Source organism: Pseudomonas ogarae (assembly GCF_014268695.2).
GTDB lineage: Bacteria > Pseudomonadota > Gammaproteobacteria > Pseudomonadales > Pseudomonadaceae > Aquipseudomonas > Aquipseudomonas kilonensis.
Genome location: NZ_CP077086.1, coordinates 1,704,617 through 1,721,264, shown reverse-complemented (window position 1 = coordinate 1,721,264; position 16,648 = coordinate 1,704,617). Strand labels below are relative to the sequence as shown.

Annotated in this window: 13 protein-coding genes; 7 read left to right on the top strand and 6 right to left on the bottom strand. The window is 63.2% G+C overall.

The genetic code is table 11. The features are described from left to right. Window positions 1-24: 24 nt before the first annotated feature. The 5 genes from HU749_RS07625 to edd form a co-directional block, all read right to left on the bottom strand. Complete coding sequence (locus tag HU749_RS07625) at window positions 25-1,284, bottom strand: D-mannose isomerase (RefSeq protein ID WP_079303704.1); 1,260 nt, start codon at window positions 1,282-1,284, stop codon at window positions 25-27. A gap of 228 nt (window positions 1,285-1,512) precedes the next feature. After that, window positions 1,513-2,982 (bottom strand): ATP-binding protein, encoded by a 1,470-nt coding sequence (locus tag HU749_RS07620; protein ID WP_018611031.1) that lies wholly within the window; start codon window positions 2,980-2,982, stop codon window positions 1,513-1,515. Then, a complete protein-coding gene (locus tag HU749_RS07615) occupies window positions 2,972-3,703 on the bottom strand; it encodes a response regulator (protein ID WP_095963335.1) in 732 nt (243 codons plus the stop codon). Before HU749_RS07615 ends, HU749_RS07620 begins: the two co-directional genes overlap by 11 nt. A 183-nt stretch (window positions 3,704-3,886) precedes the next feature. Further along, a complete protein-coding gene (locus tag HU749_RS07610) occupies window positions 3,887-4,846 on the bottom strand; it encodes a glucokinase (protein WP_186651927.1) in 960 nt (319 codons plus the stop codon). Continuing rightward, the gene (gene edd / locus HU749_RS07605; protein WP_046065415.1) at window positions 4,843-6,669 is read right to left on the bottom strand and encodes a phosphogluconate dehydratase; all 1,827 of its coding nucleotides are present in this window, start codon (window positions 6,667-6,669) and stop codon (window positions 4,843-4,845) included. The genes HU749_RS07610 and edd overlap by 4 nt, the downstream gene beginning before the upstream one ends. Before the next feature lie 231 nt (window positions 6,670-6,900). Between edd and gap the strand changes: the two genes are divergently transcribed. The 7 genes from gap (at window position 6,901) to HU749_RS07570 (ending at window position 15,092) form a co-directional block, all read left to right on the top strand. Further along, window positions 6,901-7,902 carry a type I glyceraldehyde-3-phosphate dehydrogenase gene (gene gap, locus HU749_RS07600; protein WP_003184623.1) on the top strand — a complete coding sequence of 334 codons (1,002 nt, stop codon included), beginning with the start codon at window positions 6,901-6,903 and terminating at the stop codon, window positions 7,900-7,902. A 259-nt stretch (window positions 7,903-8,161) separates the two neighbouring features. After that, window positions 8,162-8,683, top strand: coding sequence for an RNA polymerase sigma factor (locus HU749_RS07595; RefSeq protein ID WP_003198520.1), 522 nt, complete (start codon window positions 8,162-8,164; stop codon window positions 8,681-8,683). A gap of 98 nt (window positions 8,684-8,781) precedes the next feature. Further along, entirely contained in the window at window positions 8,782-9,744 is a 963-nt protein-coding gene (locus tag HU749_RS07590; RefSeq protein ID WP_095963613.1) for a FecR family protein, read from the top strand. 119 nt (window positions 9,745-9,863) lie between these two features. After that, window positions 9,864-12,458, top strand: a complete 2,595-nt coding sequence (locus HU749_RS07585) for a TonB-dependent receptor (RefSeq protein WP_186651928.1) — start codon at window positions 9,864-9,866, stop codon at window positions 12,456-12,458. A gap of 149 nt (window positions 12,459-12,607) precedes the next feature. Beyond that, complete coding sequence (locus tag HU749_RS07580) at window positions 12,608-13,198, top strand: biliverdin-producing heme oxygenase (protein WP_186651930.1); 591 nt, start codon at window positions 12,608-12,610, stop codon at window positions 13,196-13,198. A 72-nt stretch (window positions 13,199-13,270) separates the two neighbouring features. Beyond that, window positions 13,271-13,711, top strand: a complete 441-nt coding sequence (locus HU749_RS07575) for a YbaN family protein (RefSeq protein WP_079303693.1) — start codon at window positions 13,271-13,273, stop codon at window positions 13,709-13,711. 34 nt (window positions 13,712-13,745) lie between these two features. Further along, the gene (locus tag HU749_RS07570) at window positions 13,746-15,092 is read left to right on the top strand and encodes a CoA transferase (protein ID WP_095963616.1); all 1,347 of its coding nucleotides are present in this window, start codon (window positions 13,746-13,748) and stop codon (window positions 15,090-15,092) included. 110 nt (window positions 15,093-15,202) lie between these two features. Here HU749_RS07570 and arcD read toward each other — a convergent pair whose 3' ends face one another. Next, the gene (gene arcD, locus HU749_RS07565) at window positions 15,203-16,630 is read right to left on the bottom strand and encodes an arginine-ornithine antiporter (protein WP_079303689.1); all 1,428 of its coding nucleotides are present in this window, start codon (window positions 16,628-16,630) and stop codon (window positions 15,203-15,205) included. Window positions 16,631-16,648: the final 18 nt, after the last annotated feature.

Here is a 16,648-nt window from a genome sequence, read left to right as displayed (position 1 = left end):
GGACGTGCAAATGTCACGACATGGTTACACAGGCGATGCGCTGGATAACCGCGCCAGGGCTGACGCCATGCTTGGTGCCAGGGGCAGTCGCGGAATCAAGACCGCCTGCCAGGCGTGATACAGGTCCGGCTTGCCCGGCCAGATATCGGCGCTGGGGCAATTTTGCGGATCGAGTTCGTGATGCCAGCTGCCGTTGCAGCGGTCGATGAAATGTTTGTCACAGAACTCCCAGAATCGCCGGTACCAGGCTTCGTACTTCGCCTCGTCGGTGCGCTTGAGCAAGGCGCTGGCAGCGGCCGCCGCTTCAGCGTGGACCCAGTGCAGGCGATGGCGAACCACGGCGCGGTTGTCCCAATCCAGGGTATAGACAATGCCCGGCGCACCATCGACGTCCCAGCCGTGACGGCAGTTCTGGTCGAAGAGTTTTTGCGCGTCCTGGGCCAGCCAACCCGGGGTCAGCATGCCGATCTGGACGCGTGCCGCTTCAAGGTGCAGCAGCAGTCGCGCCCATTCGAAACCGTGGCCAGGGGTGGTGCCGTAGGGACGGAAACCATCGGCAGGATTGTCCTGGTTGTATTCGCGCAGCGGCTGCCAGTGGCGATCGAAATGCTCCACCACCAGGTAGTCGTTGGCGGCGGCATGGCCGTGGATCACCCGTTCGACGATGTGCAGGGCGCGGGCCAGCCAGCGTGGGTCGTCGGTGGCATCGGCCAGGGCGAGAAAGGCTTCGGTGGCGTGCATGTTGCTGTTGGCGCCACGATAGGCCTCCTCCTCGCTCCAGTCGCGGTTGAAGGATTCGCGCAGCGCCCCCTCTTCTTCGCTCCAGAAATGCTCATCGATGATCCGCACCGCTTCGTCCAGCAACGCCTGGGCGCCGGGACGCTGGGCCACCACCGCGGAACTGGCCGCCAGGGCAACGAATGCATGCAGGTAGGCCGCCTTGCCCGCGCCGTCTTCATCAGGCCGCGTCGTGGCAAACCAGCCACCGTACTCGGCGTCGCGCAAGGGGCCGCTCAGCGCCTGGACGCCGTGGTCTACCAGCTCGGCGAAACCCGGCAGGCCCTGGATGTGGGCCATGGCGAAGCTGTGGGTCATGCGCGCGGTGTTCATGGTCTCGGCCCGGGCATCGGCCGGCAGGTGGCCGCGCTCGTCCAGGTTGCCAAAGCCGTCCGCCAGCTTCGACGCCTTGGCGAACGCCAGCAACCGCAAGCCTTCGTCGGCAAGCCATTGCTGGTGGGCAGGGGCGTTCAGCCAACTGCTGAAGGCCGGTTGGAAGGTGTCCATTGGGTGGTACCTTTTTTGTTGTTTTGACGCAGGGAGTCTAAACAAGGGATGGCGAGGGGCACGTAACGAAAGGGGCGAGTTATGTCACCGAGTTGTGACATTTACCTGGGAGATGGGGTGAGGCTACTGGCGCCATCGCGAGCAAGCTCGCTCCCACAAGGAGATCTGTATTCCATGAAGTCCACTGTGGGAGCGAGCCTGCTCGCGAAGAACGATAACGCGGTCCGGCTACTCCACACTGCGAGGCAACTGCAACGTCACCCGCAACCCGCCTTCACGCAGGTTCTGCAAGCTCACTTCGCCGCCATGGCTGTGGGCGATGTTGCGGGCAATGCCCAGGCCCAGGCCATAACCCTGCTGTTGCCCGGCGAGGCGGAAGTGCGGTTCGAAGACTTGCTCCAGGCGCTGTTCCGGCACGCCGGGGCCTTCGTCGTCGACGTGCAGGATGAAGGCGGTTTCATCGTCATCGATGTGCAGGTGGGCGTTCTGTCCGTATTTCAAGGCGTTGTCGATCAGGTTGCCGATGCAGCGCTTGAGGGCCAGCGGCTTGCCGGGATACGGCGCCAGCGCCCGGCCATCCTGAGTCACCCGGCCGTTGCCGTTGGGCGCCAGGTAAGGTTCGACCAGGCAATCGAGCACATGGTTGAGGTCCACCGGCTCGATATTTTCGTGGATGTCGGTGTCCTTGACGCATTGCAGCGCGCCTTTGACCAGCAGTTCCAGCTCATCCAGGTCACGACCGAACTTGGCCTGCAGGTTCTCGTCTTCCAGCAGCTCGACCCGCAGCCGCAATCGGGTGATCGGTGTGCGCAAGTCATGGGAAATCGCGCTGAACAACTGGCTGCGTTCCGTCAGGTAACGGCTGATGCGTTCGCGCATGGCATTGAACGCGCGCCCCACCTCCACCACTTCACTGCCGCCGCCCTCGGCCACCGGCTCCACCTCGGCGCCCAGGGACATGTCCCGCGCGGCCCGGGCCAAACGCTTGAGCGGCCGGCTCTGCCAGTGCACCAGCAAGCCGATGAACAGCAACAGCAAGCTGCTGGTGAGCACGATGAAACCGACCTGTTGCGTGGGCAGGTCTTGCTCTTCGAGGCTGGTGTAGGGTTCGGGCAACAGCGAGGCGATGTACAGCCACTCCCCCGGCGCCATCTGGATTTGCGTAACCAGTACCGGCGGGTTCACCGGTTCCAGGGTCAAGGCGTAGTGAGCCCACGAACGGGGCAGTTCATCGAGCTTGAGCCCGGCGTTGAAAATTCGCAGGTCGTCGGGGCTGACAAAATTCACCGAGATGTCGGCGTTACTGCCCAATGAACGGCGCAGCACATCGTCCACCGCCTTGAGCACCGCCAGTTTGCGCGGGGTGATCGGCAGCACATCCATGCCCAGGGGCTTGTCGTTGAGGGTAACGACAAACCGCGTACCACCCATGCTACGCAACTGGTCCAGCACCAATGGCCGGTACGCCACTGGCAGCGAACGCAAATAGCTGACGCTGGCGGTCATCGAATGGGCCAGGCTGCGGGCACTGGTGACCAGGCCTTCGAGCTGGGTGGCGCGCAGTTGCGAGACCCAGATCAGGCTGGACAGGGTCTGGGCGAACAGCACCACCAGCAAGGTCAGCAGCAGCATCCGGCCCAGCAACGAGCGCGGTACCGGTACCCGTCGGGCGATTTTTTTGATCCAGTCAATGACCATTGCTGGCAACCACACTGGCCGCCAGTTGATAACCGCTGCCGCGCACCGTGCGAATCAGCCGCGGCGGCTTGTCGGTGTCACGCAGGCGCTGGCGCAAGCGACTGACCGCCATGTCAACGATTCGGTCCAGGGGCATCAGCTCACGACCGCGGGTCGCATTGCCGATGGTGTCGCGGTCGAGGATTTCCTGGGGATGATCGAGAAACAACTTGAGCAGGGCGAAATCGGCACCGGAGAGAATCACTTCTTCACCGTCGGTGTGAAACAGCCGATGGCTGACCATGTCCAGCCGCCACTCATCGAAGGCCAGCACTTCACCCCCGGTGCGTTCCTGGCCGAATTGCGCCCGACGCAGCAGCGCCTTGATGCGCGCCTGCAATTCACGTGGGCTGAAAGGTTTGCCCAGGTAATCATCGGCGCCCAGTTCAAGACCAATGACCCGGTCAGCCTCGTCGGAACTGGCGGTGAGCATGATGATCGGCACATGGGCCTGGCGCGGGTGCTGGCGAACCCAGCGGCAAAGGCTGAAGCCGTCCTCATCAGGCAGCATCACATCAAGGATCACCAGGTCGCTCGGTGCATCGTTCAGCGCCTGGCGAAACCCGGCGCCGTCGGGTGTGGTCCGCACCTGGAAACCCGCACGGCTGAGGTAGGTGTCCAGCAGTTCGCGAATCTCCTGGTCGTCGTCGACCAACAAAATCGATTTGTTCACTGAACTCACGGGCCTCGTCCTTGTTGTTTGGATGGGGGCGATTATGCCTGATGGACGGGTTCTACAAACACACTGCAACCCCCCTGTGGGAGCGGGCTTGCTCGCGAAGGCGGTGTGTCATTCAACTTTTTTGTTGTCTGACACACCGCCTTCGCGAGCAAGCCCGCTCCCACAAGAGGCCACATTTCAACTTTAAGCTGCGGCGGATTGCTCCAACGCCACACCCGCGCCCATCAGGCCCGAGTACGGCGCGGTCACCAGCCAGACCGGAATGCCCTTGAAGTAATCGCTCATGCAGCCCTTGTCGGCGAAGCAGCGAGCGAAACCGCTTTCGAGGAAGAAATCGGCAAACCTTGGGACCACACCCCCGACGATGTAGACACCACCACGCCCGCCCAGCGTCAACACATTGTTGCCGGCCACGCGCCCCAGCCAGCGGCAGAACTGCTCGAGCACTTCCAGGGCAATGGGGTCGCCGGCCAGGCCGGCGGCGGTGATGGATTCGGGGGTGTCGAGCACCGGCACATGGCCGTCCACCGCGCAAATGGCCCGGTACACCCGAGGCAAACCGCTGCCACTCAGGGCGGTTTCGGCGCTGACGTGGCCGATTTCGTTGTAGATGTGCTGCCACAGCTGGGTTTCCCGCGGGCTGCTCATGGGCAGGTCGACATGGCCGCCCTCCCCCGGCAACGCCGCGAAACGACCTTCGCCCAGATCCAGCAGCGTACCGACGCCCAGCCCGGTGCCCGGGCCGATCACCACTGCCGGGCGCAACGGCTCCGGGGTGCCTTCGCACACGACCCGGTATTCATCGGGACGCAAACGGGTCATGCCCAGGGCCATGGCCGAGAAGTCGTTGACCAGCAACAGCTTCTCCACTTGCAAGGTCTGGCAGAACGCCAGGTTGCTCAGGCGCCAGTGATTGTTGGTAAAGCGAAACTCATCGCCGCTCACCGGACCGGCCACCGACAGGCACACCGAACCGATCGCGCCCGGTTTCAGGCCCATGCCGTTCAGGTACACCTGGATGGCATCCTCCGGGCAGGCGTAATCCGCCGTTGCCAACACCTGGATGTTTTCCAGGGTGTGGTTTTTCCACAGCGCGAAGCGTGCGTTGGTCCCACCGATGTCACCGACCAAAGCCAATTTCAATTAAGCGTCTCCAGGGCAGAAGTGAAGGCGCTGGCGCCCTGCTCCGCCGAGCTGAAGGCCATGCGCATGAAACCGAACAGCTCGCGACCGGTGCCAATGTTGTTGCCCAACAGGCCTTTGGCAGGCTCGCGCGCGGCGAATTCCTCGGCGTCCACCTTCAGCTCCAAGGTGCCTTTGACGCCATCGACACGGATGATATCGCCCTCTTGCACCCGGGCCAACGCACCGCCGACATAAGCTTCGGGGCTGACATGAATGGCCGCCGGGATTTTCCCCGACGCACCAGACATGCGCCCGTCGGTCACCAGCGCCACTTTGAAGCCACGGTCCTGCAATACGCCGAGGAACGGCGTCATCTTGTGCAGCTCCGGCATGCCGTTGGAGCGCGGGCCCTGGAAGCGCATCACCGCGACAAAATCCTTTTCCAGCAGACCGGCCTTGAACGCATCCGCCAGGTCCTGTTGGTCCTGGAAGACCATGGCCGGTGCTTCGACAATCTGGTTTTCCAGGGCCACGGCCGAGACCTTCATCACCCCACGGCCCAGGTTGCCTTCCATCACCCGCAGGCCGCCTTCAGACGAGAACGCACGGGCCACCGGGCGCAGGATGTTTTCGTCGAGGCTTTCGATCGGGCCGTCGCGCCACACCAGCTCGCCGTCCTCGAGGAACGGTTCCTGGGTGTAGCGGCTCAGGCCGTGACCGAGCACGGTGTTGACGTTTTCGTGGAGCAAACCGGCTTCCAGCAATTCACGGATCAGGAACGACATGCCGCCCGCCGCCTGGAAGTGGTTGATGTCGGCCTTGCCGTTCGGGTAGACGTGGCTCAGGGTCGGCACCACCTCGGAGAGGTCGGCCATGTCCTGCCAGGTCAGCTGGATACCCGCCGCCATGGCGATGGCCGGCATGTGCAGGGTGTGGTTGGTGGAGCCGCCAGTGGCATGCAGCGCGACGATGGAGTTGACCAGCGAGCGTTCGTCGACGATTTCGCCGATGGGCATGAAGCTGCCGCTTTGCTTGGTCATGCGCGTGACCTGGAACGCCGCTTCACGGGTCAGGGCATCGCGTAGCGGCGTGTTCGGGTTGACGAACGAGGCGCCCGGCAAGTGCAGGCCCATCACTTCCATCAACAACTGGTTGGTATTGGCGGTGCCGTAGAAGGTGCAGGTGCCAGGGCTGTGGTAGGACTTCATCTCCGACTCCAGCAGCTCTTCGCGGGTGGCCTTGCCTTCGGCGTAACGCTGGCGCACGTCGGCTTTTTCCTTGTTGGAAATGCCTGAGACCATTGGCCCGCCTGGCACGAAGATCGTCGGCAAGTGACCAAAGCGCAGCGCGCCCATCATCAGGCCCGGGACGATCTTGTCGCAGATGCCGAGCATCAGTGCGCCGTCAAACATGTTGTGGGACAGCGCCACCGCCGTGGAGAGCGCAATCACTTCACGGCTCGGCAGGCTCAGTTCCATCCCCGCCTCGCCCTGGGTCACGCCGTCGCACATCGCGGGCGTGCCACCGGCGAACTGGCCGACCGAGCCGATCTCGCGCAGGGCTTTCTTGATCTGCTCCGGGAAGGTTTCGTAGGGCTGGTGGGCCGAGAGCATGTCGTTATAGGACGACACGATGGCGATGTTGGCGGCGTTCATCATCCGCAGGTGGTGCTTGTCCTCGGTGCCGCAACCAGCCACGCCGTGAGCGAAGTTGGCGCACTGCAGCTTGCCGCGCATCGGACCGTCGCTGGCTGCACCGTGGATCAATGCAAGGTAAGCCTGACGCGTGGCGCGGCTGCGGGCGATAAGCCGTTCGGTGACCTCAAGAACGCGGGGATGCATGTGTAGAACTCCAGGCTAACGGGTGTGGCGACCTGATTGTCTATGCTGATCAAAAGCCCGCTGCACGCTGTGTAAAAAGCGAGGCGACAGACGGTTTCTTGACCATTCGGACCAGTTGATTCAGGTCACTCGTTGTAGATAAAACAAAATATTGCCACTAAAAAGGCTTGTTTTCTATTTTTATGCGAATAATCTTGTAATTCCAACAACAAATCGACGGCGGCGCAGTTAATGACTCTTCGAATCGCAATTAATGGTTTTGGCCGCATCGGCCGCAACGTCCTCCGTGCACTGTATACCCAAGGCTATCGTCGCGACCTGCAGATCGTCGCCATCAACGACCTGGGTGACAGTGCAATCAATGCCCATCTGCTCAAGTTCGACACGGTCCACGGCACGTTCGATGCCGATGTGCAGCACGACCACGAAAGCCTGACGGTCAATGGCGACCGCATCTCGGTCAGCGCCATCCGCAATCCGGCCGAACTGCCTTGGGCGGCTGAAAAAATCGACGTCGTGTTCGAATGCACCGGCCTGTTTACCGACCGTGCCAAGGCTGCCGCGCATATCAGCGCCGGCGCCCGCAAGGTGATCATCTCGGCCCCGGCCAAGGGTGCCGATGCCACCGTCGTGTATGGCGTGAACCACGATATCCTGCGCCAGTCCCACCAGATCATCTCCAACGCTTCGTGCACCACCAACTGCCTGGCCCCGGTGGCCCAGGTGCTGCACCGCGAGCTGGGCATCGAAAGCGGCCTGATGACCACCATCCATGCCTACACCAACGACCAGAACCTGACCGACGTTTACCACAGCGACCCGTACCGCGCCCGCTCGGCCACCCAGAACATGATCCCGAGCAAGACCGGCGCCGCCGAGGCGGTGGGCCTGGTGCTGCCGGAACTGGCGGGCAAGCTGACCGGCATGGCAGTGCGCGTACCGGTGATCAACGTGTCCCTGGTGGATCTGACCGTGCAGCTCAAGCGCGAAGCGTCGGCCGAGGAAGTCAACGAACTGCTGCGTCATGCCAGCCAGCATTCGAAGATCCTTGGCTACAACACCCTGCCCCTGGTCTCCAGTGACTTCAACCACAACCCGCTGTCGTCGATCTTCGACGCCAACCACACCAAGGCCAGCGGCAAGCTGCTCAAGGTACTGGCCTGGTATGACAACGAATGGGGCTTCTCCAACCGCATGCTGGATAACTGCCTGGCGTTGTGTAACGCCGAGTAACTGACTGCTGGCCAATGTGGAGCGAGCCTGTAAGAGCAAACCTTGGGAGCAGGCCAGTTGGAGCAAAGCTTGCTCGCGATGACACCGTCACATGCAGCAACTGTGCAGGCTTTGAGAACGCTATCGCGAGCAAGCTTTGCTCCCACAGGTTTGCCCCAAGGTTTGCTCCTCACATGGGCTCGGCGTGATGAAATGAAGGCTTGACCTGCCAAGTAGATGATAAGCATTATCATCTACTCGAACCGGATCGGGCCCTACCGTGAGTCAATCGCGCTTTCATCACGTCTTCCTCGCCCAGCGCACGCCGCTGCTGCGCACCCTCGAGCGCATGGTCAGCAACCCCAGTACCGCCGAAGACCTGCTCCAGGAAACCTACCTGCGCGTCACCCGCGCACTGGGCGAACGCACGGTCGAACACCTCGAGCCCTTTGTTTTCCAGACTGCCCGCAACCTGGCGCTGGATCATCTGCGTGCCCGGCGCATCCAGTCGCGGACCTTGCTCGATGACGTACCGCCGGAGGTCGTCCACAACGTCGTCGCTCCCCAGAGCAGTGCCGAGGACGCCGCCCATGCCCAACAACTGCTTGAGCGCCTGAACGTCAGCCTCCAGGCCCTGAGTTCGCGACAGCAGCAGATCTTCATCCTCAGCCGCCTGCATGGCCACAGTTACCAGCAAATCGCCGAACGCCTGGGCGTGTCCCTGAGCACCGTGCAAAAGGAACTGAAACTGATCATGGCGATCTGTGTGGGAGTGGCTGAACGCAGCCACGGCGAGCAGTGACCCGCCTCACGCTTCAGGCCATAAGCTGCGTACACGCTTGCCACTTGCTGCATACAGCTTGTAGCTTGAGCCCGTGCCGCTAAAACCGAGAACCCACTGTGACGGACAATCACCGCTCTGCCGAGCCCACTGCGACGCCGGAAACCGCCCATGCCATGGAGCAGGCGCTGGACTGGCTGATCCTGCTGGACAACCCCAGCGAGGAACAGACGCGGCAGTTCCACGCCTGGCTGGCGGCCGATCCACGTCACGGCGAGGCGTTCGCCCGGGCCCAGGCGATCTGGAACGGCCCGCAGGTGATGGAAAGTGCCCGCCGACTTGCAGCCGCGCCCAAGGTCTCCGCGCTGTCGCGCCTGCGCGCCCACTGGAAACCCCTGGCCACCGCCGCCGTGCTGTTTCTCGGCCTGTTCAATTTCAGCGACCTGCCCCTGCGCTTGCAGGCCGACCACCTGACCGTGGTCGGTGAACGCCAGCGCCTGCAGTTGGAGGACGGCTCCAAAGTCCTGCTCAACACCGACTCGGCCTTCTCCAGCACGTTCAACGAACAACGGCATGTCGCGCGCCTGTACAAGGGCGAGGCGTTTTTCGAAGTCCCGGGCAACCGTAACCTGCCGCTGGAAATCGATGCAGGCCCGGTCACGGCCAGCGTCAGCAACACCACATTCGCCGTGCGTTACCTCGACGGCGTGGCGCAAGTCCAGGTGCAGCGCGGCGACGTGGACCTGCGGGCCACCCGCAACGACGCTCATGTGCGGCTGTCGGCCGGCGAAAGCATCCGCATCGGCCCCAACGGCTTCGACCGCCCGGTCCGGCTCGAGGCCAACACGGACCTGGCCTGGGTCCAGGGTCGGCTGGTGTTCGAAAACCGGCCGCTGGGCCAGGTACTGGCCGAGCTGCAACGCTATTACCCCGGCTGGATCATCAACAGTAACGAACAATTGGCCAACGTCGCTGTGACCGGCAATTACCGCCTCGATCAGCCGCTGGATGTGGTCCGCTCACTGGCCCATATCACCTCGGCGCGGCTTCAGGAGTTCCCGGCGCTGGTGATCCTGAACTAAATGAGAATTATTTTTACTCGATAGGCTCCGCTGATTCGTCTCGTTATAGCCAATGCAATTGATTCGCATCCAGCGATGTGAATCTGCACCTATAACAGATGCGACACGGAGCGCTATTGATGTCCTCTCGCCTTACTTGCCGGTTTCTTGCCCCCTCTTGCACGCTGTCACTGCTCACCGCCGCCATCCTGATGGCCGGCACCGCGCCGCTCGCCCTGGCCGCCACCACCGTGCAACCCGCTGCACGCAACATGGGCGACTACACCTTTGCCATCGCCCGGCAGCCACTGGTCTCGGCCCTGAATGCATTCACCGCGGTCACCGGCTGGCAGGTCGGGATGCCCGCGGAACTGGCCGCAGGCGTCGCCTCGCCAGGGGTGAACGGCTCGCTGCCACCTGAAAAAGCCTTGGAGCGCCTGTTGGTGGGGACCAACCTGAGCTACCGCAAACTGGGCGACAACAGCATCGTCCTGGAAAAACGCAGCGCCGGCAGCGCGCTGGAGTTGCAACAGGTGACCATCAGCGCCACCCGCCAGGAACAGGACATCACCAGCGTACCGAGCACGGTCACGGTCCACGACCGCCAGGAACTGGATCGCAACAACGTCAATACCCTCAAGGACCTGGTGCGCTATGAGCCGGGCGTATCGGTGGGCGGCGCGGGCCAGCGCGGCGGTATCAGCGGCTACAACATCCGCGGTATCGACGGCAACCGAATCCTGACCCAGGTCGACGGCGTGGAAATCCCCGGCAGTTTCTTCAACGGCCCCTACGCCAAGACCCAGCGCAACTACGTCGACCCGGAAATCATCAAGCGCGTGGAAATCCTGCGCGGTCCGGCCTCGGTGCTGTACGGCAGCAATGCCATTGGCGGTGCCGTCAGCTATTTCACTCTGGATCCGGACGACATCATCAAGCCGGGCCAGGACGTTGGCGCCCGCCTGAAGACCGGCTACAGCTCCGCCGACGAGAGCTGGCTCAAGTCCGCCACAGTGGCCGGTCGCAGCGGACAGTTCGACGGCCTGTTGCACTACAGCCAACGCGACGGTCATGAAACCGAATCCTACGGCAGCCACAACGGCACCGGCCTGGACCGCACCGCGGCCAACCCGGAAGACGTGCGCGCCAACAACGTGCTGGCCAAGCTCGGCTGGAACTACAGCGATGACGCACGCCTTGGCCTCATCTACGAGAAATACAAGGACGACCGCGACACCGACCTGAAAAGCGCCTATGGCGGCCCCTACGCCAACGGCCAACCGGCCATCCCCGTCTCTGTGCTGCCCGGCGGCATGTACCAGTGGCGCACCGGCAACGACACCATCACCCGCGAGCGTTTCGGCCTGGAGCACAGCTTCGCCCTCGACAGCCTGCTGGCCGATCACGTCAAGTGGAGCCTGAACCACCAAGTTGCCAAGACCGATGAGAGCACCGCCGAGTTCTACTTCCCCATCACCCGCCAGGTCCTGCGCACCCGGGATACCCTCTACGAAGAGAAACAGTGGGTCTTCGATGCGCAACTGGACAAGGCCTTCAGCGTCGCCGACACCGATCACGCGCTGACTTACGGCACCACCCTCAAGCAACAGAAAGTCACCGGCTCGCGCAGCGGCAATGGTGTGTGCCTGGCGGTCGGCGTGGGTTGCTCCGCCGTCGGCGCCATCAGTACCCGGGACGTCCTGGCAAAGGTCAGTGACTTCCCGGACCCGACCATCAACACCTACAGCCTGTTCGCCCAGGACCAGATCAGTTGGGACCGCTGGACCTTCACACCGGGCCTGCGCTACGACTACACCCGGCTCAAGCCACACCTGACCGAGGAATTCCTCAACTCCGTGGACCCTACCGGCGGCGGTACAGTCAGCGGCAAGAACAAGACCTGGCATCGCGTCTCACCGAAGTTCGGCCTGACCTATGCCTTGAGCGATGAGTACACCTGGTACGGCCAGTACGCTGAAGGTTTCCGCACCCCAACCGCCAAGGCCCTGTACGGTCGTTTCGACAACCCCGACGTCGGCTACAGCGTAGAACCCAACCCCGATCTGGAACCGGAAAAAAGCAAGAGCTACGAGACCGGCCTGCGCGGTCGTTTCGATTCCGGTTCGTTCGACGTGGCGGTGTTCTACAACAAGTACCGCGATTTCATCAACGAGGACGCCATCACCCCCGGTGACGACCAGTTGACCTTCCAGAGCAACAACATCAAGCACGCCACCATCAAGGGCGCCGAAGTCAAGGGACGCCTGGACCTGGACGTGTTTGGCGCACCGAAGGGCCTCTACACCCAAGGTTCGGTGGCCTACGCGTACGGTCGCAACGACGACACTGGCGAACCGCTCAACAGCGTCAACCCGCTCACCGGCGTGTTCGGCCTGGGCTACGACCAGGACCGCTACGGCACCTTGCTCAGTTGGACCCTGGTCAGGAAAAAGGACCGCGTCGACGACAGCAACTTCAACTCGCCCGATGGCGTGAGCAGCCAGTTCAAGACGCCAGGCTTCGGCATCCTCGACCTGAGCGGTTTCTACAAGGTGACCGACGACGTCACCGTTAGCGGCGGCCTCTACAACCTCACCGACAAGAAGTACTGGCTCTGGGACGACGTGCGCGGCTACGACAGCGTCGGCGAAGCGGCGGTGCTGAGCCCCGCCAACCTCGATCGGCTGACGGCGCCCGGGCGTAACTTCGCGGTGAATCTGATCTGGGATATCTGACCAAGATTTTTGTCGACAAGCCAAATGCCCTGTGGCGAGGGAGCTTGCTCCCGCTGGACTGCGCAGCAGTCCCAAGAATTTGCGGTCGCTGCGCAACCGAGCGGGAGCAAGCTCCCTCGCCACAATGTTCCAACTCGAAGGAATTGTTCATGACCACACAACGCCCCACTTCACGCTCCCAACGCCTGAACCAGATCACCCACGAGCCCCACAGCAAGCTCGACGCACTGGTCAAGGCCCACGCCCCGTTCGAAACCCCGGCCAGCTTCGCCCGTTTCGTCGTTGCCCAGTACCTGTTCCAGTCGGAACTGGTGGCGCTGTACAACGACGCCGAACTGTCCGCCCTGATCCCCGACCTTCCGGCCCGATGCAGGGCGAAAGCGGCCAAGGCGGACCTTGCCGACCTGGCCACCGAAGTCCCCGTGCCAGTGGCCGGCGCGGTGAACAATCCGACCCAGGCCGAAGCCCTGGGCTGGCTGTTCGTCTCCGAGGGCTCCAAGCTCGGCGCCGCGTTCTTGATCAAGCGTGCCGTGGGCCTGGGGTTGAGCGAAACCTTTGGCGCCCGGCATCTGGCAGAACCTGCCGGTGGGCGCGCCGAAGGCTGGAAATCCTTCACCCGCACCCTCGACAGCCTGGCCTTTACCGAACAGCAGGAAGCCGAGGCGGACAAAGGCGCACTGGATGCGTTCAACCGATTTACGGTGCTGCTGGAACAGGCCTACGCGGCCGAGTTGGCCTGAAAATCACCGCTATCCCCTGTGGGAGCGGGCTTGCTCGCTCCCACAGAGATTGTGCATGACTGAAAAACGCTGATGAATCGCCCCTCAAAACTCACCCAACTGCTCTTCGCCCTGCTCGCCTACAGCAGCCTGGCTATCGGCCTGGTCGCCATCATCGTGCCTGGCTTGCCGACCACCGAGTTCATCCTGTTGGCCGCCTGGGCCGCGACCCGAAGTTCGCCGCGCCTGAGTGCCTGGCTGGAGAACCATCGCCTGTTCGGGCCGATGCTGCACAACTGGCGCAACGGCAAGGTCATCCCGCGCCGGGCCAAGGTCGGTGCCACCGCCAGCATGCTGCTCTGCGCAGGCTTGATGCTGGTGCTGCTCGACCACGGCTGGCCGGTTTACCTCGCGCTCGCCGGCATGGGCCTGGGCAATCTGTGGATCTGGTCGCGCCCGGAACAGGCACAGGGCTCTTGTGGCAAGGGAGCTTGCTCCCCTTGGGCCGCAAAGCGCCCCCCAACGGATTTTTGATCTATGATCGCCCTCTCGTACTGGAGGGCTTTCGATGTCAGATCTGCTCACGTCCATGCAAACCGCACTCGGCTTGCCCACGACCCCAATCACCTTCACCGGCGACGGCGCCCTGCCCTCGGCCTTCGCCGTCACGGAGCTGGCCAGCGCCAGCATCGCCGTGGCCAGCCAAGCCACCACCGAGCTCATCCACCAGCAAACCGGCCGCCTGCCACCCATTGAGGTCGACCGGCGCCTGGCGTCGTTCTGGTTCTCCACCTCCCTGCGCCCCATCGGCTGGAGCGTGCCGCCGATGTGGGACCCGGTGGCCGGTGACTACGCCAGTGCCGACGGCTGGATTCGCCTGCACACCAACGCGCCGCATCATCGCCTTGCGGCGGAAAAAGTCCTCGGCACCTGCACCGACCGCGCCGACATGGCGGCCAGGGTGGCCCGATGGAACAAGGCCGAGCTGGAGCAGGCCGTGGTCGACGCCGGCGGTTGCGCCGCCGAGATGCGTTCGTGGCAGGCCTGGCAAACCCACCCCCAAGGCCTGGCAGTCAATGCCGAGCCGCTGGTGCACCTGAGTGAAACGCCTGGAGAGCAGCGCAAACCCTGGCTCGGCTCCGTGACCCAGCCACTGGCGGGCCTCAAGGTGCTGGACCTGACCCGCGTGCTGGCCGGCCCCGTCGCCAGCCGCTTCCTCGCCGGCCTCGGGGCCGACGTGCTGCGCATCGACCCGCCGACCTGGAACGAACCCGGCGTGGTGCCGGAAGTCACCCTGGGCAAACGCTGCGCCCGCCTCGACTTGCATCGGGCCGAAGACCGCGCGGCATTCGAGGCACTGCTCAAGGACACCGACATCCTCCTGCACGGCTACCGTGCCGACGCCCTCGAGCGCCTGGGCTACGGCGCCGAGCAGCGTCGGCAAATGGCCCCGGGCCTGATCGACGTCAGCCTCAACGCCTATGGCTGGAGCGGCCCGTGGCAGAACCGGCGCGGCTTCGACAGCCTGGTGCAGATGAGCAGCGGCATTGCCGAAGCCGGCATGGGCTGGAAACACACCGACAAACCGACGCCGCTGCCGGTGCAAGCGCTGGATCACGGCACCGGCTATTTGCTGGCGGCCAGCGCCCTGGTGCTATTGTCCCGGCGCCTGGCAAGCGGTCACGGCGGCTCGGCACGCTTGTCACTGGCACGCACCGCGAAGCTGTTGATCGAACGTGGCGCTGGGGACTCGACCCCATTGCGGGCCGAAGCCGAGGATGATCAGGGCCTGGTGGTCGAGCAGACGCCGTGGGGGCCGGCCCATCGCCTGCAGGTACCCTTGAAAATCACCGGGACGCCGCTGCAATGGACCTTGCCGGCGGCGGAACTGGGCGCGCATCGAGCACGATGGTGATGGCCCATGCCTGTGTGTCGAGGACAGTTCATTGTGGCGAGGGGATTTATGTGGGAGCAAGGCTTGCTCCCACAGCCCCCCTTCACTCCCCCAAAAAGGTGACCTTCGCCTCACAACGCCAAAAACCCACTGTACAACCCATACGCCGCCACGCCCGCCCCTGACATCACGCAAGCAAAAATCCCCTTTTCCACATGGGTGAACAAGGGCTGTCCCTGTTCCCGCTTGGCCTGGGCAAACAGGATCACCCCGGGGGCATACAACAGCGCCGACAACAGCAGGTATTTCACGCCTCCGGCATACAGCAGCCACACCGCGTAGCACAGTGCGACGCCACCGATGCACAGGTCTTTCATGCGCCGGGCCGAGCCCTGTTCGTAGGTTTCCCCGCGGGCGCAAAGCAGCACCGCATAGGCCGCCGACCACAGGTATGGCACCAGGATCATCGACGAGGCGAGGTAGATCAGGCTGGTGTAGGTGCCTGCGGAAAACAGAGTGATCAGCAAAAACAGCTGGATCATGCCATTGGTCAGCCACAGCGCGTTGACCGGCGCATGGTTGGCATTCTCCTTGGTCAGGAACGCCGGCATGGTCTTGTCCCGGGCGGTGGCGTAGAGGATTTCAGCGCACAACAGCGCCCAGGACAGCAGGGCTCCCAACAGTGAAACCGCCAGCCCCAGGCTGATCAGCAACGCGCCCCAGGGCCCGACAATGTGCTCCAGGACGCCAGCCAAGGACGGGTTCTGCAACTGCGCCAGTTCCGGCTGGCTCATGACCCCAAGGGACAACACATTCACCAGCACCAGCAGCGCCAATACCCCGAGGAAGCCGATCACCGTCGCACGCCCTACGTCCGCACGTCTTTCTGCCCGTGCCGAATAGACGCTGGCGCCTTCGATGCCGATGAACACGAACACCGTCACCAGCATCATGTGCCGCACCTGGTCCATCACACTGCCCAGGTCCGGGTTCATCGCGCCCCAGATATCGCGGGTGAAAATCTCGGCCTTGAAGGCCACGGCGGCCATGACGACGAACATCAACAGCGGCACAACCTTGGCCACGGTGGTCACCAGGTTGATGAACGCCGCCTCCTTGATCCCGCGCAACACCAGGAAATGCACCGCCCACAGCAACAACGACGCACATCCGATGGCCACCGGCGTGTTGCCTTGGCCGAACACCGGGAAGAAGTAGCCCAAGGTACTGAACAGCAGCACGAAATAGCCGACATTGCCCATCCAGGCGCTGATCCAGTAGCCCCAGGCAGACGAGAAGCCCATGTAGTCACCAAACCCGGCCTTGGCATAGGCGTACACGCCCGAGTCCAACTCCGGCTTGCGATTGGCCAGGGTCTGGAACACGAAGGCCAGGGTCAGCATGCCGACGGCGGTGATGGTCCAGCCGATCAGCACCGCACCGACATCGGCCCGAGCCGCCAGGTTTTGCGGCAGGGAAAAAATCCCGCCGCCGATCATCGACCCCACCACCAGGGCGATCAGCGCGCCCAGTGGCAACTTTTCAATCGGCTGCGGCATTTTTTCTCACTATTAAAT

Coding starts and splice junctions, on each gene's coding strand:
- edd (WP_046065415.1), bottom strand. CDS start 6,669: ATGCATCCCCGCGTTCTTGAGGTCACCGAACGGCTTATCGCCCGCAGC.
- HU749_RS07575 (WP_079303693.1), top strand. CDS start 13,271: ATGAATCGCCCCTCAAAACTCACCCAACTGCTCTTCGCCCTGCTCGCC.
- arcD (WP_079303689.1), bottom strand. CDS start 16,630: ATGCCGCAGCCGATTGAAAAGTTGCCACTGGGCGCGCTGATCGCCCTG.
- HU749_RS07620 (WP_018611031.1), bottom strand. CDS start 2,982: ATGGTCATTGACTGGATCAAAAAAATCGCCCGACGGGTACCGGTACCG.
- HU749_RS07625 (WP_079303704.1), bottom strand. CDS start 1,284: ATGGACACCTTCCAACCGGCCTTCAGCAGTTGGCTGAACGCCCCTGCC.
- HU749_RS07585 (WP_186651928.1), top strand. CDS start 9,864: ATGTCCTCTCGCCTTACTTGCCGGTTTCTTGCCCCCTCTTGCACGCTG.
- HU749_RS07580 (WP_186651930.1), top strand. CDS start 12,608: ATGACCACACAACGCCCCACTTCACGCTCCCAACGCCTGAACCAGATC.
- HU749_RS07570 (WP_095963616.1), top strand. CDS start 13,746: ATGTCAGATCTGCTCACGTCCATGCAAACCGCACTCGGCTTGCCCACG.
- gap (WP_003184623.1), top strand. CDS start 6,901: ATGACTCTTCGAATCGCAATTAATGGTTTTGGCCGCATCGGCCGCAAC.